This is a genomic window from Shewanella mesophila (assembly GCF_019457515.1).
Classification (GTDB): Bacteria; Pseudomonadota; Gammaproteobacteria; order Enterobacterales; family Shewanellaceae; genus Shewanella; species Shewanella mesophila.
Window position 1 is genome coordinate 1,312,694 of record NZ_CP080421.1, and the last position, 21,250, is coordinate 1,333,943.

Sequence of the window (21,250 nt, forward strand, 5' to 3'; positions counted from 1 at the left end):
GAGCGTTCAGCGAGAATTTAGCGCTTATGAGGCAAGGCAACGAGTGAAGAGCATAGTTGAGCTAGGGTCAAACTCGTTAACACAGCATCGAAAGCGCTAAAACTCGCCTGTTAGGCGTGTTTAGGCGTGGTTAGGCTTCCTACTTCTGCGTTGAACAGCCTCACAAGGGATCAAGTATTCCATCATCCATTCGCCTTGAATTAGTTGTTAAAAAAACACGCTGAGTAGATCTCTTTCTTATACTGATTGGTATTAGATCCTGTTAGTATCGTTGGTGTTATTGACCTAAGATCTCATCTCGCAACGAATACGCAGCCATTAAAAGCTCCTGCTGCTCTTGCTGACCGACATTATGCTTTGCCAGTACCGCTAAGATATCATCGATCACCGCCATATATTCTCGCTCATTGATATTCATGCCTCTGTGAGTATCTACCATGTTCTTGCCGGTATATTCCTGCGGTCCGCCCGTGGCCATGCAAAGAAATTCGGTGACCTTTTCGATAACTCTATTACGATCAGAGTCTTTGTAGCGGCTAGCTATAATAGGATTTGCAGCGTGAGTATCAAAGATATCGGCGGCAACTTTGGCTATATTTGACTCGCCGCCTAGGCGAGTATAAAGACTTATTTCACTCATCATATTGCCTCTTATTTGATTCAAAGAAACGGAAGAGATTAAGCATTTTCAATAGTGGTCTTTAAGTGTAGTGCCTGAGGAGAATATTATGGCGCTAATGGGCTGTCATAATGGTTGATTTGAGCAAGTAGTTGTAAGGGGATAATTCATTTGCTCTTAGTTGTTATTTTTAGCCCTAGAGTTGAGCTAGGCATTTCATCTTTAAGAACAGCTCAAAAACGCAGCTATAGGCTGCGTTTTACTTTGTACTCGACTTATATTTTATATAAACACGGGAGCGTCATAGTCGTAGCCCTCGTCGGTATAGGCGGTAACGATGGCATCTTCAACTAAGCCGTCAGCTGCCGCCACTTGAGTATCAAAAAAGTGCTTGATCTGTTTACGACGTCCATGGGCTGCCCAGCTTTCTCCATCGGCCCAAATTTCGTTGAATACGATAGGGTGGTCGTTGCGCATGGCACTAGGATGGTCAATCTGTCGCGTTAAAATGTATTGAATGCAGCCCTGTTCACGCAAGGCATCGGGCTCTAATGCTTTAAGAACTTCAAATAGTTGCGCCTCTTTACCAGCTTTTGGGCGAAATTGAGCGATAACAAAAACACGAGTCGACATAATAAGGTCTCTTTTCTAAGTGAAGTGAGCAGTGTAAACCAACAGCGGCTAGCTCACTAGGATTGAAATATTGGTTATCTAGGTGTCTAGTGATAGAGTTCGCCTTGTAAATGTGACTCTTCATTGAGGAATTAGTGAGTGGCGTTAGTGAATCCTGTACAAGATTTTCAGATCTTTTTGACTCGATTAGGCCTAGACAGTAATGCAGTTGAAGCCGTTACAGAGCAGACTAAGTTGCTTAAGGTTGATGCTGGGCAAGTGCTGTTACATCAGGGAGAACTGCAACAATATGCCTACTTTATCCATACTGGAATACTAAAAGCTGAGCATGATAATGACAGTGGTGTGGCATTAGCGAAGGAGTTCTACTTTGAGCAAGAATTATGTTTCTTATACTACAGTTGGCTGTCTGGTACGTTAGCGCAATATCGACTCGAAGCTGTTGATAATGCAGAGTTAGTGCGAATACCTATCGACTTGCTTGATAGTCCTAATTGGCAACAAGTTAAAATGGGTTTGTTAAGCCAGCAGCTAATTTATAAGGAGCAAAAAGAGGCCTTTTTGTTGCTAAATACGCCAGAGCAGCGTTATTTATACCTTGTTGAACATAGACCATTGTGGGTTTCTAAGCTGCATAATCATCAATTGGCCTGTTATATAGGCATTAATCCTGTGAGTCTATCTCGCCTCAAGGCGCGGATATCCCAAGGTGCGAATATTTAGCCTTGTAGTCCTTACCAACAGCGCATAATTAGAAAAAGTATCCTTTGGTTAACCTAAGTTAATGCTCAATGCTGCCGTCAACCTCATAATTTGGCCGTCTACTATTTTTTGTCTTATTTTGATAAAGGTTTGGAAGGTGGTTTATGTCAGCATTTATGGTATCGCAATTATTGATTGCTATTGCGATTATCTTCGATCTTGCGTCGTTCCAGTTTAAACAAAAGCGCCATATTGTGGCTTGTCTTGCAGTATCAGGCTTACTCATTAGCACTCATTTTGCTTTGTTAGCACAGTGGACGGCAGCGGGATTAATGCTAGTTGCGGCTGTTCGTTATTTCGTTACTATTTTTAGCCATTCCAAACGGCTAATGTTGTTCTTTTTAGCCATGAGCACACTTGTTACCACGCTGACTTTTGGTGGCTTGCTAAGTCTTATCAGTTTCGCTGGTAGTGCAATGCAAACGGTCGCGGCGTTTTGCCAAAGTGATCAACGTTTACGTCAGCTGATGATTATCGGTACTAGCCTTTGGTTGATCAATAATATATTGGTTGGTTCACCCACGGCGGTATTGATGGAAATGCTGTTTATTGGCAGTAATCTCGTTGGTTATTATCGCTATTATGGCACGAGTCTAAAACTTGATATCGCAGATTAATTGGATTTTAAGCTCAGATTACTCATAATGCAGTTCGTGAATATTACTGGTGAATATGACGGTAAATGCGTCTTGATAAATTTGTTTGTAAGAGTACAAGGCTTAATCGTGAAGAGGCGGTTGTTGTTATTGGTGCGGGAAAGGTAGCCGTAAACGGCAGCGTCGTAGTCGATGCAGGCGCTCAGGTGCATGAGAGCAATTGCATTGTGTTTCAAGGTGGGTGCCTTAAACCCCGTCCTTTTCGTTATCTACTGCTAAATAAGCCTAAAAATACCCTATGTTCTAATGTCGATGGTGATCACCCCTCTATTTTTAATTTACTCGATGTTGAATATCCTCATGAGCTGCACATTGCAGGCAGATTAGATGCCGACACAACAGGGCTAGTACTCATTACCGATGATGGCCGCTGGTCGTTTAATGTGTTTAATCCCAAATATCATTGCCAAAAAGTGTACAGGGTAAGGCTGAGAGATAGCATAGAAGGTGAACACAAAGGCGAGATCGATAAGCAACTGGTGACTCGGTTTAAACAGGGGTTAGAGCTACCCGGCGAGACTAAGCCTACGCTGCCTGCAAAAATGGCCTACGTTAGTGAACGCGAGGTGCTGCTGACGATTAGTGAAGGGCGGTATCATCAAGTGAAACGTATGTTTGCGACTGTTGGCAACCGCGTTGTAGGCCTGCATCGTGAGCGGGTTGGCAGCATAGAGTGCGATGTCCCATGCGGTGAGTGGCGATATCTCAGTGATGAAGAGGTTGAAGGGTTTGGCTTTTCTCCATTCAGTGAGTTAGATAACAGACTCTAGTTGCTGGCTTGAGCCTGTTATCGGCAGAAAATAGCGCCTTTGATTCATGCTTTAGTGGTCTCGCTGCTGTGTTCGGCCCTGGGCGCTTTGCTGTGAGCGTTCGCGATTCGTTTGATGATTGACTTGAGTGCGCTGCTGAGTTTTTGACCTTTGACTCGCGTTAAACTGGGTACCTTCTCTCTCCTGTTTTATGCGGTTTGCCTGATCATGCCTATTCTTTTGAGCGCTATAGTCCCGCAGAAGGCCTTTATCTTCCTTTGGGTTGTAGTTGCGCTGAATGTTCTTATCTCTCTGATGAGTCCTATCTTGGCCTAAAGCAGGCTTAGTTTTTGCTGATTCGACCTTATAGATCGAGTTTGTCTGCTTGGTACGCTTCTCCTGATGAGTTGCTGCGCTGCCTATGTTGCGTTGGCTATTACTCTCTTTTTTATAGCGACTGTTAAACTCATGTCTTTGGTTTGATTTAATATTAGTGTTTATTCTAGCGTGATTGGTTGCGAGTTTATGCCCAAAATCCTGCTCTCGGCGCTGTTTAATTTGAACTGTGTTGTAGTGCTTGGGTTTGGCACCGTTACCGTAACGATCGACACTTCTTAGTTGTTTGGTTTGCAGCGTACTGGGTCGATGACTGTTATAGCGCTGTTTAACAACCGTCGAGCGGTAAGCGACACCTCGGCGATGGGTCGGTTTATGGTTCCAGCGCTGTGCACCGCTGCTCGATACGATACGAGTACGCGGACGATAGTGGTTCGAGTGGTGATGATGAGTCACAACAATATGACGGTCGTGCCAGCGAAACGCACTAAAGTAATAGTTAAAGCTAATGCGGATACCACTATGCCAATAGAAATGACTCGATAAGTGATTTGAATAATCCATGGCATAACGTGGTGGATAAACCCAATACACTGGCGGATAGTTGTACCAGCGCCAATGGCCATAGACGACTCGGGTGTCATAAACGGGTACGTAAACAATCTCTTTTTGTGCTGGCTCGATGATGATCTCTTGGTTGACTTTGGTCACCCTCATGTTGTCCATATCATCTAGGCTATTGGCCTCCTCGGCTTGGCGGCGAAGTGTTTGAATGCTGCTCAGTACCTGCTGCTCATCTTGTAAGAAGGCGTCGCCCAGTTTTTGCGTCCAATTGAGGTCGTCGCTGAGCTTCTCTAACACAGTAGGAAACGCCACTAACGCCACTACACTTGGGTCCCAATCTTTATCTTCAGCTTTGCTAACGGCGTCACTGGCTTGCAGATTTTTATGTTGCTTACGCCAGCGATTGGCTTGGACAACCTCCAAAGGGTAGGTCGAAGCGATCAATATATGGGTTAACAGACTGTCGGGATACAGGGCAATGGGCGCTAGCATTTGTGCGAGTTCGGCCTCACTAAACTGTATCTCTTCGATACGTTCTGCTGGGTTGTCAATCGCTAATACTGCTGGTGCAACTAAAAGCGGTAGTAGGGCGATAAGCAGGATGAAAGTTCCTTGTTTTATGCTGTTCATATCGTCTCCAATTTTTAACTGTTGTTTGATTTACCTCGATAGTAGATGAGCGAAGATGAACATAAGCTGAAAGCATAAGTGTGTTTGATTTTTACGAAAAAATTAGATTGTTGGCAGATCTGAAATCCATTAGAGTGGCTAGCACAATGAATAATTTCATAAGGAGATGTAATGTTTAGCCATGTAATGCTCGGTGCGAATGATATTGAAAAATCAAAACTATTTTATGATGCGATACTCGGTGCGCTAGGTTATGACGCTGGTGTTTTTGATGAGAAAGGTCGTTGTTTTTATTTTTCTGCAAGTGGGGTGTTTGCGTTAACAAAACCTATTGATGGCGAACCAGCGACTCACGGAAATGGAAGCACTATGGGCTTCAATGCAAAAGATACCGATTTAGTCGATGCTTGGCATGCTGCAGGCTTGGCAAATGGTGGTACTGCTTGTGAACAGCCTCCAGGCCTTAGAGAAGGAGCGGTTGGTCAGTTGTATTTGGCTTATCTAAGAGATCCTTCAGGAAATAAAATTTGTGCACTTCATCGAGTAGCTTAGTGTCGGTTATTGACTCGTTTATGTTGGGGCGGATTAGCGTTGTGATGTAAGTAACCTGAACTCAAGTTAAGTGATCAAACATAAGCTAATCCGCTTTTTGTTGATAAAAGTTACTAAGCTTTTGCCCCAAAGTGTGTAGGCCTTAGAATGAAGGTTTAGCATTGTTTGGGTTAGCCTTAGTTGCGTTTGGCAGCATCTTATTTGTTAAGTGTATTTGAAGGTCACACCTTCACTGTTACTAATCGCCTGTCCGGCGAGGAATGTGCAAGCACTCTTTTGGCTCGGTGAGTGAAGCATAGCTTCGTGCTTATGAACGAGAGACAGGGATTGTCGAACTGGCTTTTAGATAGGGATATCGTTGCGAGCACTTCCATGTGGCTCTGCGAAATCATCCATGATTTCGAAGGCCAAAACTGCGCTTACACTAGGTGATTTTATCTCTTCGATTTGACAGTCTTTGGTGTGACTTGAGAATTAAAAGCTAAGAAGGTTTTGCCCAAAAGTGGGTTAATGGGTTTTCGGTAGCTCAGTAATGAATGGACTTTCTGGCCTAGAAATTTTCATCGCTACACCCGTGTGATGTAATTCACTATGCCACTACATACTGCCTATCAAAAAACGGGATAAGTATACAGTTATATTAAAATCATCAGGGTTTTGAACGATTTCCATTCTGTATTCGTGCGCGTTTTTCCTGATGGATTACTTATATGAAAAGCGGCAAAATGCTGATAAGTTCATTACATACAGATAGTTAGCTGTGCGCGTTTTCACTGGTCCAACGAGGTAAACGCGCATGCGCACTAATAAAATGTTCTTGACCTGCGGTAGACGATTCTCAGCAAAAAAGAAGTGATATTTAAGTCTAGCCGAAGGAATAGATAGAGCCAAACGCGATGGAAGAAACGCCTCATTTATGATAGCTTGAAGGCACTTGCTAAGTCTCGTAAAGCGAAGCTTTCAAAGAGACCTGCAATTGACTTCAAGTAAAGCAGCGATGCTTCCCTCACGCCGCAGGGGGCATCAATTAAGCCCCAAGGGCATGGAATAAGAGCTCACGGATTGAGTAGCGATAACCTCCTCTCTCCGAAAGTTAAAGAACAATCCGTTACACGAGACCTTCGGCTCGTGAACTAAATCGTTCTTGACCTGCAATTGACTTCAAGTAAAGCAGCGATGCTTCCCTCACGCCGCAGGGGGCATCAATTAAGCCCCAAGGGCATGGAATAAGAGCTCACGGATTGAGTAGCGATAACCTCCTCTCTCCGAAAGTAAAGAACAACCCGTTACACGAGACCTTCGGCTCGTGAACCACGATCGTTAGCAGAATAGAAGGAATATTTGATGTCAGTGGAAGAAGTGGTTAGAGGTTTTATTGAGCAAGTAAGGTCAGGGAAAAGTCCAGACTTAGTCAACCAGTATCTAGCCCCAGTAGTTGTCGCTCATCAGATTGTTTCTGGAGTCTCACAAGTAATTGAAAGAACACCTGAAAACTATCGTGAGCACGTCGAAGAATTTCTAGAGGCTTACGGTAATTATGACCTCACAATAGAAGAATTTTTAGTTCAAGGTGAAAAGGTCTACGTCCGTTGGCGTCAAGACGGTTCCCATGAGGGCGTCATTTATGGTTATGAACCGACAGGTCTAGAACTCTCTACAGTAGGAAGCGCAGTGTACCGAGTCAGTGAAAACCAAATAGTGGAATATTGGATTCAACAAGAGAATCAAGGTCTACGAGGGCAATTGGAAGCTAACCTTGAGAAATTCTGCTAACAAATAAGGATAGGCCGCGCGCAGCCGCGTCCTTATCCCGAGTGTTGAACAAGCCCGATTGATACCTTTAATTGTAAATAACAGATCGAGAGTTCGGTCTGTTTGAATGATTGGTCAGTAGTTTGTTTTCACCAGAACATATCTAGCCCTTAGCAAAGCAGCCAATTAGACAAGTCCCGCTATATCAGTGTGTTGTATTTACTCCCCTTCTTTTAACTCAGTGTTACCGTTATCCTTATTCTTCCTGCGCTAGGCTGTGAACATTGAACTCGTCGGTCGTCTGTTGAGATGAATGCCCATGAAGCGCATCGGCTGACGGCAGCAAGGACAAGTGCGGTTCACCACAGTACGCTTTAGCTCTGGCACTTCCAGACTTCCTACTACTTGAGGCAGCGCACCAGCAACCGCAAGCATTAGCTGGATCTGCTGACGGATCTTTCGACTGCTACCTTGCAACAAGCCATAATCTCTGACTCGTCGTAGCCCTTTGGGTAATACGTGTTGCAGCACTAACCATAAGAACTTCACTGTAGGTAAAGGGCCCGTTTCATAAACAAAGTGTAAAGTGGCATGAGGGTACTTAGACTTAAACTAGCCGAGCTAGTTTTGTGATTGAGGATTTCGCAATAGAAACTCTTCCACAATGAATGATTTATGTCATGTGTTGGTCTTTAATATAAGCCACTTCAACGAACTCTTTATGAGTATCTAGGCCGATAAAAAGTATGTTATGTTGTTTCATGCTGATCGCCAATTTTTTAGTTTATTTAACAAAACTATTATGGCTCTGGCTTTCAGCTAACCCACGATGGATTGGAGATCAGCATCTTTATGGGGAGTCATTATGTCTATGTATTCAGGAGGAATCGAGGTTATATGAAAAAATTAAGTATGTTTTTATTTGTATTGTTATCAATGTCATCATTTGCTAATGAAGCTTCTTTGGAGGACAGAATGAAAGTTCTTGATACCGAGCTTTTTGAGTCTTTTAACAAGTGTCAAAGCCCTGAAGAGTTAGAAAAGCATGCTAGCTTTTTTTCTCCAGATGTAGAGTTTTATCACGATAACGGTGGTGTTACTTGGGATCGGGAAAGCATGATCTCAAATACTAAAAAAAACGTATGTGGTAACTACACTCGTAAACTTGTAGCAGGTTCCTTCAAAGCCTACCCAATTAACAACTTTGGTGCAATCACTGAAGGAGTGCACATTTTTTGTGACACTAAAACTAAAAAGTGCGAAGGAAAAGCTGATTTTGTTATGGTTTGGCGTAATGTAAATAATAAATGGGAAATTACTCGAGTATTGAGTTACGGGCACAGTGAAAACAAATAAAATACGTATAACGAATAAGGATAGGTCGCGCGAAGGCGCGTCCTTATCCTATTCGTTAGGGCTTCGCGGCCTATGCGACACATCCCTATTAGTGCTGTTTAGCGGTTTTAGCTAACTTTGTTACATAAAGCTCACTTAGCAATTTAACGCTAACTTTGCTGCTTAAAGCTCACTTGAAAGCGCGCGCCACCTAGTGCATCAGATTGACCTATAGTCAGTTCGCCCTGATAGCTTTCTACTAGATCGCGCACAATCGCAAGACCGATCCCATGGCCTTTTTCATAGGTATCTGCACGTCGTCCTCGTTCGAGTATGGCTTGTTGTAGTTCAGGGTCAACCCCTAAGCCATCATCTTCAATACAGATGACCAATTTGTCGCTGGACTCAGTAATACTCAAGTTCACTTCAGCTTTTGCTGCTTTGCAGGCGTTATCTAGCAGATTACCTAGCAACTCGGTTAAATCACTTTGATCGCCATAAAAAACCGTTAATTCATTAGGGGGAGCACTATAGTCGAGGCTAATGCTAGGGTATATCTTAGCTAAGGTGCGCAGCAATTTATCTGATGTGTCTTTCACCTTTACCCCTAAGTGCCATGCACTACCCGCAGCGCTTTGTGCACGCTTTAGTTGATGCCCTATGGTGCGATTGATCTGGTTAACTTGTTCGATGGAGGTTGGGCTCAACTCTTTTTGGCTTTGTATTACAGCCAAGGGGGTTTTGAGACTGTGGGCTAAATCTGATAGCGCATTACGATAGCGACTGCGTTGGTGTTGCTCGGTACTCAGCAGGGTATTGAGTTGTTTGGCAACCGCTTGTAACTCTGTTGGATATTGGCCTGTTAATTGGTGTGACTCTCCTCGCTGAACGGATTTGAGTTCTGATTTAAAGCGGGCGAGGGGTTTAAGCGTCCAGCTTAACCAAGCAATTTGAATGGTGACCAGCACTAACATGAGTAGCAATAACCAACTCCAAAGGTGCTGGCTGAAAGCCTGTTGTTGCTCTGCGACAGTGGCGAAATCTTTAATGATATGCAGGGTTATTGGTGCATCGGTTTGCTTGGCGACAGTGGCTGCGAAACGTACGCTAAAACTATAGACAAGGTGTGCTTTGCCATCGATGTCGATTTGACTAAAGTCACCACGGCCGACGTCTGGATTCGACAATTGCTGTGGCTCACTCAGACCTAAAAATGAGTTAGATGCCCATATTACCTTGCTGTTATCGGTCTTATTCACTTGCTGAGAAATTAACGCATAAAGCCCAGAGTTGATGACATTAAACTGGTTTTCTAGTAAGCGCTCGGGCATTAGCAGTTCACCATCTTCCATGTCTGTAACCGCAAGTACCGAATACAAGTAGGCGCTGAGTTGGTCCTGGGTATTAATTATCACCTGTTGTTTAAAGGCGTTGTTAAGTGCAAGACCTATGATTGGCAGCAGCACTACGATAAGCAGCAGGGCGCTGAGCATTAAGCGGGTGCTAAGTGAGTTGAGTAACTTAGTCACTGGAGTATCCATCTTCATCGATGTCTTAGTCGTTTGCCAGTTGTCGCATACGATATCCTTGGCCTCGTAATGTTTCGATTAAGCCATGTTCATTGTCTGGGTCGAGCTTTTTCCGTAAACGGCGAATAAACACTTCGATGACATTTGAATCTAAATCAAAATCTTGATCGTAAATATGTTCTATAAGTACGCTTTTGGATTTAACTTCTCCAATGTGTAGCATGAAATATTCAAATAGTTTGTATTCTGAACCACTTAAATTGATCTGCTGCTCACCGGCTTTGATCTCATGGCTGCTGGTATTGAGGCTAAAGATTCCGTTTTGAATGAGTGGACTCGATTTACCCGCGGAGCGACGAATAAGCGCCTTGAGGCGCGCGATTAACTCTTCGGGATGGAAAGGCTTTGTTAGGTAATCGTCGGCTCCGGCATCTAACCCTTCGACTTTATCTTGCCAACTGTCTCTAGCGGTTAAGATTAAAATCGGGTAATCAATACCTTGCGCTCGTAATTGGCTGATCAGCGCGATACCATCGAGCTTTGGCAGACCCACATCAATAATGGCGGCGTCATAGGTGTATTCTTCAGCTTGAAATAATCCCTCTTCACCATCGCTAGCCACATCTAAGGTGTAATTGGCATCAAGCAGATGTTGTTTTAAGTTATCTTGCAGCGCTAAATCATCTTCAACCAAGAGTAATCGCATCTGTCTCTCCTTAACTCTGAGTTTAGCGTCGACTCATCTGTCCACTAACGGCATCGATTGATACATAAAAAACCACGCCATCATTGCTGAGCAGTTTAGCGCGATATCCTGGATTGCCATTGACCTTGGTTGATTGAACACTGAGCACTTTGCCGCCGTATTTACTTTTAACCATTTGAGTGGCTTGTTGGCGATTGTTGACTCTGAGATTGGGTTGGTTTTTTTGCGCAGCGATTAATAGACCGCTACTTGCCATCGTCGATAGCCCATAGCTTGATGCATTCCCATGAGCGGGAAGTAATAAGCAAAGTGATGCTATCAATATCAGTGCAATTCTCATCAAAAGTACCTGTATTCCAATTATCTGCTCAGTGTAAAAGATCCTATAAAAATAAGAAACATATCAACCTAGTTACGCACGATTTTAGTCCGGCAATATCGTGAGCCCCGCTATTGCTTTTGGGTGTTGTCATGATGACTAACGTGCATTATCTCGAAGTGAAAATGAATATTAGCTGAATGCGTATTTTTACACCATCACACTGAATCCACTTTATTTTATCGTTCAGCTAATGTTCATTTTAGGCGAGCTTTAATAGATGCAACGACAAGATAATAGTTCAAAATGGAGATTGATTATGCACACAATCACTCAGTTAACTCAAAGCGTTGCAACGGCTTTCAAATCTAAGATGACACAGTTAAGGCCAAAGATCCTACCGAGTGTTTTACTCCTTGGGATGAGCACGACTCTCGCGGTTGCTGCCGACAATACTGCGGGTAAAAATAGCGCCGCTGAAAATACAGAGATGATGAGCTCTGCATCGATAAGCGTGGCTCAAGATTCGAATGGCCAGCAGGTGCCATTTAGTCGAGCCGTTCAACCAATGAACGCGGCTCAGCAGTTAGCTGCGCAGCAACTGAAACAAGTTGATATCGTTAGTGATAAACGAAAAACCCGTGAGCAAGTGATTGCAGAGCGTCAGTCTGGGGGGACAAAATCGGTGCCATTACGTTCAGCATCTCAGCGTTTGGATGCGGGGATCTTTCATGAGTTCTCCATCTATGAGGCGAGTAGTCGTCTGTTTGAAGATATTGACTACGACGGCTTTTTCCGCACTTTTAGTGTGACCTTTGATGCCGATGTTCATAGCTACTATATTGGGGAGCGTGCCGATGTCTATGCCGACCTCTATTTAAGTCGAAATGGCGGGCCGTGGGAGCTTTATCATACGACCGATATTTTCACTATTGTCGACGATGTGAGTGATGACGATTTTGAAGTGTTGACCACATTGCACACCGGTTACCCAAGCGATCATTACGATGTATTGATTGATCTCTATGAGGTTGGTTACAGTGATATTGTGGCCACTATCAGCAGTGATGATCTCGACGAACTCTATGGCTTGCCGCTGGAGAGCAGCGATCGTGATTTTTATGAAGAGGAGATCACCGAAGTGACTGTGGGAGGCTCTATGTCAATGTCTGCCATGTTGCTTTTGGGCGCTGTCGCAATATTTAGACGCCGTATTTTGGCTCCCGTGGCGTGAGCTTTATGTCGATATTTCCCGAGAAGATATCATTTACCTTTACTTGATCAATGTTTCTGTAGCGTGAATGACATTTCACAAAAAATTGCCATATTTAGGCGTATATTAAGGCTAATAGTTTTTTGTATGTTGGGGGAAGTATGGTGCAGGATCAACAAGTAAACAGTGAACAAGTCAAAGTCTATCGTGTTTGGGATAAACCGACTCGCCTGTTTCATTGGGTAAATGTATTGTGTGTCATGGCACTCATTTTTATTGGTGCCATTATGCTGTTTAAAGGTGCCTTGGGGATTAGTGGTTTAGAGGCGAAGGTTAAGCTTAAGGAGCTCCACGTTGTCATCGGCTACTTATTTGCGATTAACTTAGTGGTTAGATTGGTTTGGGGCATTATAGGTTCAAATAGTGCCCGTTTAGCTAAGATGCTGCCAAATTTTGCCGCAGTATCAGCTTATAAAGCTAAATTAAAGCGGGGGGAATCACCGCAATATCTGCATCGCAACCCTGTGGGGAATTTGGCGGTATTCGCCATGGTGATTCTAATGGTCACCATAATGTTAACCGGCCTTATTCGCGCCGGGACCGATATCTATTATCCTCCGCTAGGTGGCTTGGTTAGCGACTATATTGCTCAGGCTGGTGTCGATGGATCGTCGTTAAAACCTTATGATGAGACTGGTGTCGATAAACAGAAAGTGGCACAGATAAAACCGTTTAAATCATTGGCGGGTGAAGTGCATGTTTATAGCGTTTATCTGTTGATTTTAATCATATTGGTTCATGTTGCTGGGGTTATAGTCGCAGAGTTAAAGCATCAGCCTGGATTAGTCTCGGCGATGATATCGGGTAAAAAACGCTTGAGTCGACCTCCTGAAGATGAGAGTGGTTTGAATATAAAAAATACAAACTAAAAGGCACCATTTTAATTAAGTTAGTTGGGTACAGCATAGGTTGTGCCCAATTTTTTTATACGTGACTAAGTCCAAGTTTAGCAAGCGAGGTAAATAGCCGTTTATTGGTTTAAATATCAATAATCGGATTAGATAAAAAAGTACCACAATTAATACTTTAAAGACTTAATTTATCATTATTTTTAGGCTAGTATGTTAGGTACTTGTTAATGTCCCATTTGGGGGAATAATGAAGCGAACTCTGATACTTGCACTTACATTGATTGGCGCTTTAACATCAAGCTCAGCATCAGCAGTTGCTGATATCAAAGGTTACTATCTTGGCGCTATGGCTGGGAGCTCACAGCTAAAGGCGGGTGAGTTCGATGAGTCTGCAATAAGTTACGGCGTATATGGCGGTTATTATACGAGTAAGAATTTCGCCCTAGAAGCTGCCTATATGATGACAGATAACTATGTTGATCAGGGCGATGTCAAAGCGGATTACATCTCACTTGCAGCTAAGTTTCATCATTATTTTAATGATACCTATTCGATGTTTATTAAGGCCGGGGCTGCATCCACTAAGGTTGACGCCGATTTAGATTACGATGGTATTGGCTGGCTGTGGGGCGCGGGTTTTAATATGGCTTTTAGCAACAAGGTCAACGTGCGAATCGCTTATGAAATGGTGTACACAGATTTAGATGCCACAGATCTTGATGAGACCGTCGATAGCGATCTTGGCAATATCTATTTCGGGGTGCATTACCAGTTTTAATGCCGAGTTTTTGAAACGACAGTCATTATATGAATACCTAAAAACTCGGTGAGCTTAAAAACGCAGCATTTTTGCTGCGTTTTTTATTGCCTTACATAGAAGATCGCGCCTTGTTGATGAAACCACTAGGGAAGGTTTGGTGTATCGAAGCCATACTTGGCTAAGATAGATTGTCCCTCGGGAGATAAGATAAATAGGGCTAACTCGGAAGCATGTTCTTGAGCACCATTAACAACGGTCAACCCATAGTTGGCGCCGACGCTAAGCGATTCGGGCAATTGAACTATCTTAAGTTGATTGACTTCTTTTTGCGCTAATACCGCATTAGTACAGTAGGTTAGGAATATATCGGCTTGTTTGTTTTCCATCACCCAGCCATAGGGGTTGCGTCCTTCGGGTGCTTTAGCGCTGGTTGGACCGCCTGTTAATTGTAATGCTTTGCTGCTCAGTATTTTTTGTGCATCGGGTGACAGTTTTTCTGCCCGCTCGAACACCTTAAAGGCATAATCACCGGCAGGATCGGCCTTTGGGGTTGAGGTACCTACACGGGTATTTTTATTTAACATCTGCTGCAGTAACGTCTCCGATGAAACGGTGACTTCTGCTTGGGTAATCGCGCACAGTTTGTTGCGGGCAAACATCACTACATTACCGCTTATTTTGGCGTTTTTAAGGGTTGTAGGATGTTTCATGTTCGCTGAGGCGAATAGATCGACCTTTTCTCCAGATTCTATTCGTTTACGCAACAACCCCGAAGGCGCAAATTGGGCAGCGACATCAATCTTGTGGCTGTGTTGATATGTGTTGACGATATCTGTCATCGCCGCTTTTAAGCTGCCAGCAGCTCTAAACTCTAATGGTGCATCATGGGCTGCAAGGTTGCTGCTAAATACCGCGACAAACAGAGGGCTTAATATCCATTGATATTTCATGTTCCATCATTCCTGTGACTAATATTGGTCGCTATCACACCTTAATTTCTGATCAGCAACAATAGTCATAATTGACGCAATCGATAACTTGCAGTAGAGATCGCTAACTTAATGATGGAGTCAGACAAAATGTCGCAGACTAGCTTATTGTTCGATTAATCGGCTATCGTTCTCACTGGGAGCGCCAACAGCTTCTATTTATAACAATAACAGCATTTTGGGTAATGAAAGTAAGAGTGGCAGTGTGCTAAAAGTAGCATCATTTCATCATGGCTATTATTTCATAAGGGCCTTGGTGCCAATGATCTTAAAAGCGGGAACGCCTCTGACCAAGGTTTCCCGGGCAAAGCACTGCTGGCAATGCGGGCAAATGCAGGGGACTTGGGTATAGTCTTCAACAATCCGTTCTTTAAAACATTTGACTAGGGTTCCCTTGCCGCCTTTACGGTATTTAAATAACTGAGTTTTACACTGGCTACAGAGGATCTCGACAGTCCTACTAGGCCCTCTCTTATTTGGTTTCGCCATAATAATGGTTTGCTCTTAATGACTTATTGTTTAGCAGCTTACTGCTTAATAACTGAGTGCTGATGCCACTGCGGCAGCAAAAAGGATTTCTAACATCTATGTAACTTAGATATAGTAACGTAAGTAAAAAGGATATTGGCATTACTCTATGATTAAAATAATAAAAATTACAATTATCGGATTACTTGCCGCGTTATTTCTGGCGATAGTCGCTATTTATGTCGGTTTGCACCTTAGTCTGCCTAAACTTTCTGGAGAACTAAAGAGCCGTAAGATAGTTGCGCCTGTGACAATTGAAAGAGATCGCTTGGGAACCGCTGTGGTTAGCGGTAAAAATCGTCAAGATGTGGCTTTTGCACTCGGTTTCGCCCATGGGCAAGACAGATTTTTTCAGATGGATCTGCTGCGGCGTAACTCTGCCGGTGAGTTGTCAGAGATCTTTGGTCCTGGGGCTGTATCGCTTGATAAGCGTCATCGTTTTCATCAGCTACGGAAAAGGGCTGAGCAGATTTTTGATAAATTACCGACAGCTCAGCAGCAGTTACTTGAGCGCTATAGTGATGGTGTTAATCAAGCCATTACAGAGCAGAGCCTGAAATCGTTCGAATATATCTTAACTGGGGCGTCACCTAAACCATGGCAACCCACAGATAGCTTGCTTGTTATTTACAGCATGTATTTAGATCTGCAAGGCAATACCATTAACCGAGATATGGCGCTGACTATGGTTGAGCGTCTATTTGGTCAGCCGATGCGGCAGTTTATTACTCAGACCTCTAATTATCAGGCTGCGCTGGATAACAGTCTATTTCCATCGGATCCGCCGCTTATCCCAAGGATAGAACAGAGCATGATCGCTAATAGAGTTGATGTTGAGATTGCTGAGCTAGAAGAGGTGGGGAGTAACAACTGGGCGGTCACTGGCGCACATACAGAGTCAGGTAGCGCCATGTTATCCGATGATATGCATCTCTCATTTGCGGTACCGATTATTTGGTATCGAGCACAGCTTAATTATCCCGCGGCCGATGGTCAAAAGGTACAAGTCACTGGCGTGTCGCTTCCCGGCGCACCTGCCATTGTAGTGGGGTCAAATGGTAAGGTTGCTTGGGGCTTTACCAACGCTTATATCGACACAGCTGATTGGATAGCGATAGATGATAGTGAGGCGTTAACTTTAGAACATGAAACGATCAAACTCCCCGATTCAGTTGTAGATTTTCAGCTCCCAATGTCACGTTTTGGCCCGGTTAAGACCTATGGCGATCGGCAATACGCGCTCGCGTGGGTCGCACATCAAGATTATGCCGTCGATATGGAACTCATGGAGTTGGAGACTGCTAGCAGCGCAGAGGAAGGGCTTGAGCTAGCTAAAACATTTGGCGTTCCAGTGCAAAATCTATTGATTGTCGATGATAAGGGGAATGCAGGTTGGCAACCGACAGGTGCAATACCCAGTAGAACAAACCCTGCAGATATAGCGCAACCGATAAATGAGATTCAAGCGGTTGCTTGGGAGCAGGACGAGGGCCGTCTGCCTAGGGAATATAACCCCAAAAATGGCTTGCTTTGGAGCGCAAATGCCAGAGTGATGTCAACCCGTGATGCTATACGCTTTGGTGATGGCGGCTATGCGCTAGGTGCTCGAAGCGCTCAAATTCGCGACCGATTACAACAGCAGCAAGAGTTTAACGAAGCAGACTTTTATCGAATTCAGCTCGATAATCAGGCGCGTTTTTATCGACCCTGGCAGGACTATCTTGTTAACGCGTTAATGTCCCAACCTCAAAGGTTTGCAAAAGATATTCAGTATCTTAGGCAGTGGCAAGAGTGTGCCTGCAGTGATTCAGTTGGCTTTACTTTGGTCAAATCTTTCAGAAATCGGCTTATCGATGCTGCATTTTCGCCAGTTGAGAATGCGCTCAGACAGCATGATCTTAGCTTGTCGGTATTGAAACGCTATCTTGAACCCGCCATATGGCAGCTATTAAATGAACAAGCACAAAGCTGGTTACCATCAGAATATACCTCTTGGGATGAGTTTGTTATAGCAAGTTATGTGGCTTCAACCGAAAGCCTATTAGCAAAATATAGTGACTCTAATAACTATCAAGATCTGGCGTGGGGCAGGGTAAATAGCTTGCAGATTCAACACCCTTTCAGTAAACAAATTCCTTTGCTGAGCAATTGGCTCGATATGCCCACGGTCGAGGGGTTTGGCGATACTTTTATGCCTGCAGTGCAGGGAAAAAACTTTGGTGCATCCCAGCGCTTTATTGTTCAGCCCGGTTTAGAGGCTCAGGGGATACTAACGATTCCCGGTGGTCAGTCTGGTCATCCCTTATCGAAATATTATCGTTCAGGGTTTAAGGAGTATACTTCGAAGTTATCGACGCCACTATTACCGGGTGAGGTCGAGGCTAGGCTCACCTTACAACCCACACATTAACCTTTAACGGCCCGTCATCCTATGAGATAGAGGTTAATTGCCAATAAGGCGATTAACCTCTTGCCGTCTCATCTGCATTATACCTTACCTGATTACTTACCTTACTTTTCAAATGCTTAAACATTTTCTTTGTCTCTAATTGTTGTTTAGTTGTTATGAATACGTATGCAGCATGTTGTTGCGAGATTGTTGCCATGACTAGTATAGCGGAATAAAAAATATCCAATGCTTACATTAATCTGAGTCGTATAACTGAGCGTTGGGTGACAAAAAGTCCAAAGGTGAGGGGATTATCGATGCTCAAATGTAAACCAAGTATTTTAAGCTTGGCGTTGGCGGCTGCAGGGGGGAGCGTAATGTTTGCGCCAGTGGCTGTCAGCGCGGCTCAAAAGGTGGATGAAAAAACACCCGCAGAGGTGCAAGTACCAGCCAAGGCGCAAGAACCCGTTGAGGAAACCGCGCTAGACCTGTCGAATATTGAGCGGATAGAGGTGACGGGTTACAGTCGCAGTCTTATCGACTCGCTCAATGCCAAACGCTTTAGCGATACGGTCTCTGAGCAGTTATCTGCCGATGATTTGGGGGCTTTGCCTGATGTGTCAATGGCCGATGCATTAACCCGTCTCCCCGGCATATCCGCCGTGCGTACTGGCGGACAAGCGGCGGAAATCAATATTCGTGGTATGTCTGGAGGCTTTGTTTTTTCGACCTTAAATGGTCGCGAGCAGGTATCGACCAGTGGCACTCGCAGTATCGAGTTTGATCAATATCCTTCTGAGTTAATCAGCTCCGCTGCCGTTTATAAATCCCCTAAAGCCTCGCTTATCGAAGGTGGGGTTGCGGGGACGGTTGAGCTAGAAACTGCCAGCCCACTGAGTGCATCCAATACTCATAATTTTATGGTGAATGCGCGGGGCATGTATAACGACCGTGCCAGTGAAGTGTATGGCGCAAAAGAGTATGGCCACCGCTTGAGCTTCTCCTATCAGGGCAAGTTTTTGGATGAAACCTTGGGGGTTGCCCTAGGTTTTGCTCGCCTCGAGCAGCCTAGCGTCGCAACCCAATTTATCGGCCTTGCCTACAATGACAATAAAGATGTCGATGGTGTGGCAGGTGACACCAATGGCCCCATAGATAACCCTGCCAATGAGTATATCAGCGAAGGGTTTGAGGTTCAGCATCTTGGTGGTGTCGAGACGCGTAACGGCTACATGGGCGCGATTGAGTGGACGCCAATCGATAACTTCACCCTGAAGGCAGATGCCTTCGTGTCGCGCTTTGACAGTGAGGCGTTTGCTAGAGGCTATCGAGTTAAGTTGGGCGGGCCCTCGGCCAGTGTGGCTAACCCAGTGCTCGAAGGTAATGCGGTGATTGGTGGTACGTTTAATCGCAATTCAAAGAGCTATACCCGAGTTGAAATTGTTAATGACGACAACCAAGACTTCGATCAGGTCAACAGCTTTGGCGTGAACGCCGACTGGCAGCTCAGCGATAATCTTAATGTCTCTGCGGATATCTCCTATTCGTCGGCTAAGAGTGATTTTCGTAACGGCCTGCTGTGGTCAAATGTGGCCGTCGATGCCAATGCCGACAGTCCAGTGTTTGATGAAAATGTCTCTATCAGCTACCAGCTGAATGGTTTGAGCCTGCCTGATGTCGGCTTTAATCAAGCTGAAGCTTTTTCCGATGTCAATCGGGTCATGGTGAGTAAATATGGTATTTATCCTTTTGAAAATGAGGATGAAGTTAAAGCCTACCGTTTAGACTTTACCTATCTTTTAGACAACGATTATATCGCCTCAGTTGAGGTGGGGGCGCGTTATTCTGATCGCAATTACTCCAACAACCGCTCGGTATTTGAGTATGGCAATGATGGCGCATTTTCTAAGAGTGAGCCGCCACTTAAGCTGACAAACGATATGGTCAATGTCGTCGATTGGGAAGGCGACTTTAGCTACTTCCCATCTTATTTGGCTATCGATCTCGACGCCGCACTTAACGCTTGGTTCCCCGATGGCGTGCCGCAACCAGTGCAAACCTGGGGTAATGCCGCTGGGGTGTTAGACCCTCAGGGTTACACCAGCAATTACTCTTGGTCTGTGCTGCAAAGTGGTGAGGTGTTCGAAAAGGTACTGGCAGGTTATGTGATGCTCAACATCGACACTGAGATTGGTGATATTCCGGTGACAGGTAACTTTGGTGTGCGCATCGTCAATACAGATCAATCAGCTACCTTGCTTGAGAATGTGGCAGGCGATCCAACCCTTGGTGCACAAAATATTACCGATGAAGTGGGCATTATCAATAATTACTATGCACCAACGATAAAAGGGATCACTTACACCGATTATCTGCCATCGCTTAACCTAAATTTTAAGATCACCGACAATTCGCAAATTCGTTTCGCCGCGGCCAAGGTGATGTCACGCCCGCCTATTAACCGCCTTGCGGGCGATGCCAGCGCCAGCGTCAGTGATGATGGCATTATCAACGGATCGAGTACCAATAACCCATTCTTGATGCCCTTCTATGCCGATCAGTTTGATCTCTCATATGAGCGTTATTTCGATGAAGGGGCTTTTGTCGCCGCGCTGTTCTACAAGAACATCGACTCCTTTATCGATACCGTTGCGATAGATGATTTCGACTTTAAAGGTAATGGTTTTAACGTACCTGATTATATCGTTGACCCGGTCAGTGGTGAGCAGATCGCAACCACCAATGGGACTTATACCACTGCGGTGAATAATGCCGAGGGCGGTTATATTCGCGGCTTAGAACTGGCATACACCCAAGTGTTTGCTTCACTGCCTGAGGCGTGGTCGGGTCTGGGTTTTAATGCCAGTTACTCCTATACCGAGAGTGAGGTGCAGTCGATCACCAGCCTAGGTGGCGACAGCGTGGCTCAAGATTTACCAGGGCTGTCTAATAACGTGCTGAGTGCGACACTGTTTTACTCCTATGAAGGGTTTGAGACCCGTGTCAGTGCCCGCTATCGCGATGAGTTTGTCTCTGAGCAGGTCGCGATTAATGAGCAAGTGGTCAATTTTGCCGCAGAAACTGTTGTCGATTATCAAGCATCGTACCAGATGACCGATAGCTTTGGCGTGCTATTCCAAGTGAACAACCTGACCGATGAGCCCACCAAGAGCTATTTCGGTACCGAGCAAAAGACCGGCACCTTGCAGTATTTTGGTCGCGAGTTTTATCTGGGGTTCACTTATGTCATGTAATCGCAATCAACAGTTACTTACCCAGCAAGGCTTTGGCCATTATCCGCCGTTGGCTCGCTACGCC

Annotated in this window: 19 protein-coding genes and 2 pseudogenes; 11 read left to right on the plus strand and 10 right to left on the minus strand. The window is 44.6% G+C overall.

Features of this window, described 5'->3' with window-relative positions; all coding sequences use genetic code 11:
- Positions 1-277: 277 nt before the first annotated feature.
- Complete coding sequence (locus K0I73_RS05890; RefSeq protein ID WP_258405304.1) at positions 278-643, minus strand: group I truncated hemoglobin; 366 nt, start codon at positions 641-643, stop codon at positions 278-280.
- Positions 644-901: 258 nt separating this feature from the next.
- Positions 902-1,252, minus strand: a complete 351-nt coding sequence (locus tag K0I73_RS05895; RefSeq protein WP_220063570.1) for a putative quinol monooxygenase — start codon at positions 1,250-1,252, stop codon at positions 902-904.
- 138 nt (positions 1,253-1,390) lie between these two features.
- Here K0I73_RS05895 and K0I73_RS05900 point away from each other — a divergent pair, with 138 nt between their 5' ends.
- The 3 genes from K0I73_RS05900 (at position 1,391) to K0I73_RS05910 (ending at position 3,440) form a co-directional block, all read left to right on the plus strand.
- A complete protein-coding gene (locus tag K0I73_RS05900; protein ID WP_258405305.1) occupies positions 1,391-1,975 on the plus strand; it encodes a Crp/Fnr family transcriptional regulator in 585 nt (194 codons plus the stop codon).
- 143 nt (positions 1,976-2,118) lie between these two features.
- A complete protein-coding gene (locus K0I73_RS05905) occupies positions 2,119-2,631 on the plus strand; it encodes a YgjV family protein (protein WP_220063571.1) in 513 nt (170 codons plus the stop codon).
- Positions 2,632-2,696: 65 nt separating this feature from the next.
- Positions 2,697-3,440, plus strand: coding sequence for a pseudouridine synthase (locus K0I73_RS05910; protein ID WP_220063572.1), 744 nt, complete (start codon positions 2,697-2,699; stop codon positions 3,438-3,440).
- 51 nt (positions 3,441-3,491) lie between these two features.
- On the opposite strand, the gene K0I73_RS05915 is transcribed toward K0I73_RS05910, so the two are convergent.
- Positions 3,492-4,949, minus strand: coding sequence for a DUF3300 domain-containing protein (locus tag K0I73_RS05915; protein WP_220063573.1), 1,458 nt, complete (start codon positions 4,947-4,949; stop codon positions 3,492-3,494).
- Between the two features lie 171 nt (positions 4,950-5,120).
- Here K0I73_RS05915 and K0I73_RS05920 point away from each other — a divergent pair, with 171 nt between their 5' ends.
- Together K0I73_RS05920 and K0I73_RS05925 are read left to right on the plus strand one after the other, a co-directional pair.
- Positions 5,121-5,501, plus strand: a complete 381-nt coding sequence (locus K0I73_RS05920) for a VOC family protein (RefSeq protein WP_028762907.1) — start codon at positions 5,121-5,123, stop codon at positions 5,499-5,501.
- Positions 5,502-6,845: 1,344 nt separating this feature from the next.
- Complete coding sequence (locus K0I73_RS05925; RefSeq protein WP_220063574.1) at positions 6,846-7,274, plus strand: ester cyclase; 429 nt, start codon at positions 6,846-6,848, stop codon at positions 7,272-7,274.
- A gap of 249 nt (positions 7,275-7,523) precedes the next feature.
- Here K0I73_RS05925 and K0I73_RS05930 read toward each other — a convergent pair.
- A pseudogene (locus K0I73_RS05930) lies at positions 7,524-7,823 on the minus strand (transposase); the annotation flags it as partial.
- A pseudogene (locus tag K0I73_RS05935) lies at positions 7,812-8,016 on the minus strand (IS110 family transposase); the annotation flags it as partial. The pseudogenes K0I73_RS05930 and K0I73_RS05935, both read right to left, overlap by 12 nt.
- Positions 8,017-8,150: 134 nt before the next feature.
- On the opposite strand from K0I73_RS05935, the gene K0I73_RS05940 reads away from it, so the two are divergent.
- Positions 8,151-8,609: a nuclear transport factor 2 family protein gene (locus K0I73_RS05940; protein WP_220063575.1), complete on the plus strand. Its 459-nt coding sequence runs from the start codon at positions 8,151-8,153 to the stop codon at positions 8,607-8,609.
- A 149-nt stretch (positions 8,610-8,758) separates the two neighbouring features.
- Here the strand turns inward: K0I73_RS05940 and K0I73_RS05945 are convergent, their stop codons facing one another.
- The 3 genes from K0I73_RS05945 to K0I73_RS05955 are packed head-to-tail and all read right to left on the minus strand — an operon-like array spanning position 8,759 to position 11,163.
- Positions 8,759-10,129 carry an ATP-binding protein gene (locus tag K0I73_RS05945; RefSeq protein WP_220064283.1) on the minus strand — a complete coding sequence of 457 codons (1,371 nt, stop codon included), beginning with the start codon at positions 10,127-10,129 and terminating at the stop codon, positions 8,759-8,761.
- A gap of 13 nt (positions 10,130-10,142) precedes the next feature.
- Positions 10,143-10,823 carry a response regulator transcription factor gene (locus K0I73_RS05950; protein ID WP_220063576.1) on the minus strand — a complete coding sequence of 227 codons (681 nt, stop codon included), beginning with the start codon at positions 10,821-10,823 and terminating at the stop codon, positions 10,143-10,145.
- A 22-nt stretch (positions 10,824-10,845) separates the two neighbouring features.
- A complete protein-coding gene (locus K0I73_RS05955) occupies positions 10,846-11,163 on the minus strand; it encodes a PepSY domain-containing protein (RefSeq protein WP_258405306.1) in 318 nt (105 codons plus the stop codon).
- 298 nt (positions 11,164-11,461) lie between these two features.
- Here K0I73_RS05955 and K0I73_RS05960 point away from each other — a divergent pair, with 298 nt between their 5' ends.
- The 3 genes from K0I73_RS05960 to K0I73_RS05970 all read left to right on the plus strand — a co-directional run bounded on the left by K0I73_RS05960 (position 11,462) and on the right by K0I73_RS05970 (position 14,044).
- Positions 11,462-12,376 (plus strand): choice-of-anchor H family protein, encoded by a 915-nt coding sequence (locus K0I73_RS05960; RefSeq protein WP_220063577.1) that lies wholly within the window; start codon positions 11,462-11,464, stop codon positions 12,374-12,376.
- Positions 12,377-12,519: 143 nt separating this feature from the next.
- Positions 12,520-13,284: a cytochrome b/b6 domain-containing protein gene (locus tag K0I73_RS05965; RefSeq protein ID WP_434086715.1), complete on the plus strand. Its 765-nt coding sequence runs from the start codon at positions 12,520-12,522 to the stop codon at positions 13,282-13,284.
- A gap of 229 nt (positions 13,285-13,513) precedes the next feature.
- A complete protein-coding gene (locus K0I73_RS05970) occupies positions 13,514-14,044 on the plus strand; it encodes an outer membrane beta-barrel protein (protein WP_220063579.1) in 531 nt (176 codons plus the stop codon).
- Between the two features lie 125 nt (positions 14,045-14,169).
- Here the strand turns inward: K0I73_RS05970 and K0I73_RS05975 are convergent, their stop codons facing one another.
- Together K0I73_RS05975 and K0I73_RS19095 are read right to left on the minus strand one after the other, a co-directional pair.
- Positions 14,170-14,976 carry a molybdate ABC transporter substrate-binding protein gene (locus K0I73_RS05975; protein WP_220063580.1) on the minus strand — a complete coding sequence of 269 codons (807 nt, stop codon included), beginning with the start codon at positions 14,974-14,976 and terminating at the stop codon, positions 14,170-14,172.
- A gap of 276 nt (positions 14,977-15,252) precedes the next feature.
- Positions 15,253-15,504: a hypothetical protein gene (locus tag K0I73_RS19095; RefSeq protein ID WP_258405307.1), complete on the minus strand. Its 252-nt coding sequence runs from the start codon at positions 15,502-15,504 to the stop codon at positions 15,253-15,255.
- A gap of 148 nt (positions 15,505-15,652) precedes the next feature.
- Between K0I73_RS19095 and K0I73_RS05980 the strand changes: the two genes are divergently transcribed.
- The gene (locus tag K0I73_RS05980) at positions 15,653-17,953 is read left to right on the plus strand and encodes a penicillin acylase family protein (RefSeq protein WP_220063581.1); all 2,301 of its coding nucleotides are present in this window, start codon (positions 15,653-15,655) and stop codon (positions 17,951-17,953) included.
- 296 nt (positions 17,954-18,249) lie between these two features.
- Positions 18,250-21,186 (plus strand): TonB-dependent receptor, encoded by a 2,937-nt coding sequence (locus K0I73_RS05985; RefSeq protein ID WP_220063582.1) that lies wholly within the window; start codon positions 18,250-18,252, stop codon positions 21,184-21,186.
- Positions 21,187-21,250: the final 64 nt, after the last annotated feature.

What these genes read in the sequence shown, in the direction of transcription:
- K0I73_RS05890 (WP_258405304.1), bottom strand. Translation starts at nt 643, where the DNA reads ATGATGAGTGAAATAAGTCTTTATACTCGCCTAGGCGGCGAGTCAAAT.
- K0I73_RS05895 (WP_220063570.1), bottom strand. Translation starts at nt 1,252, where the DNA reads ATGTCGACTCGTGTTTTTGTTATCGCTCAATTTCGCCCAAAAGCTGGT.
- K0I73_RS05905 (WP_220063571.1), top strand. Translation starts at nt 2,119, where the DNA reads ATGTCAGCATTTATGGTATCGCAATTATTGATTGCTATTGCGATTATC.
- K0I73_RS05910 (WP_220063572.1), top strand. Translation starts at nt 2,697, where the DNA reads ATGCGTCTTGATAAATTTGTTTGTAAGAGTACAAGGCTTAATCGTGAA.
- K0I73_RS05915 (WP_220063573.1), bottom strand. Translation starts at nt 4,949, where the DNA reads ATGAACAGCATAAAACAAGGAACTTTCATCCTGCTTATCGCCCTACTA.
- K0I73_RS05920 (WP_028762907.1), top strand. Translation starts at nt 5,121, where the DNA reads ATGTTTAGCCATGTAATGCTCGGTGCGAATGATATTGAAAAATCAAAA.
- K0I73_RS05925 (WP_220063574.1), top strand. Translation starts at nt 6,846, where the DNA reads ATGTCAGTGGAAGAAGTGGTTAGAGGTTTTATTGAGCAAGTAAGGTCA.
- K0I73_RS05940 (WP_220063575.1), top strand. Translation starts at nt 8,151, where the DNA reads ATGAAAAAATTAAGTATGTTTTTATTTGTATTGTTATCAATGTCATCA.
- K0I73_RS05945 (WP_220064283.1), bottom strand. Translation starts at nt 10,129, where the DNA reads ATGGATACTCCAGTGACTAAGTTACTCAACTCACTTAGCACCCGCTTA.
- K0I73_RS05950 (WP_220063576.1), bottom strand. Translation starts at nt 10,823, where the DNA reads ATGCGATTACTCTTGGTTGAAGATGATTTAGCGCTGCAAGATAACTTA.
- K0I73_RS05955 (WP_258405306.1), bottom strand. Translation starts at nt 11,163, where the DNA reads ATGAGAATTGCACTGATATTGATAGCATCACTTTGCTTATTACTTCCC.
- K0I73_RS05960 (WP_220063577.1), top strand. Translation starts at nt 11,462, where the DNA reads ATGCACACAATCACTCAGTTAACTCAAAGCGTTGCAACGGCTTTCAAA.
- K0I73_RS05970 (WP_220063579.1), top strand. Translation starts at nt 13,514, where the DNA reads ATGAAGCGAACTCTGATACTTGCACTTACATTGATTGGCGCTTTAACA.
- K0I73_RS05975 (WP_220063580.1), bottom strand. Translation starts at nt 14,976, where the DNA reads ATGAAATATCAATGGATATTAAGCCCTCTGTTTGTCGCGGTATTTAGC.
- K0I73_RS19095 (WP_258405307.1), bottom strand. Translation starts at nt 15,504, where the DNA reads ATGGCGAAACCAAATAAGAGAGGGCCTAGTAGGACTGTCGAGATCCTC.
- K0I73_RS05980 (WP_220063581.1), top strand. Translation starts at nt 15,653, where the DNA reads ATGATTAAAATAATAAAAATTACAATTATCGGATTACTTGCCGCGTTA.
- K0I73_RS05985 (WP_220063582.1), top strand. Translation starts at nt 18,250, where the DNA reads ATGCTCAAATGTAAACCAAGTATTTTAAGCTTGGCGTTGGCGGCTGCA.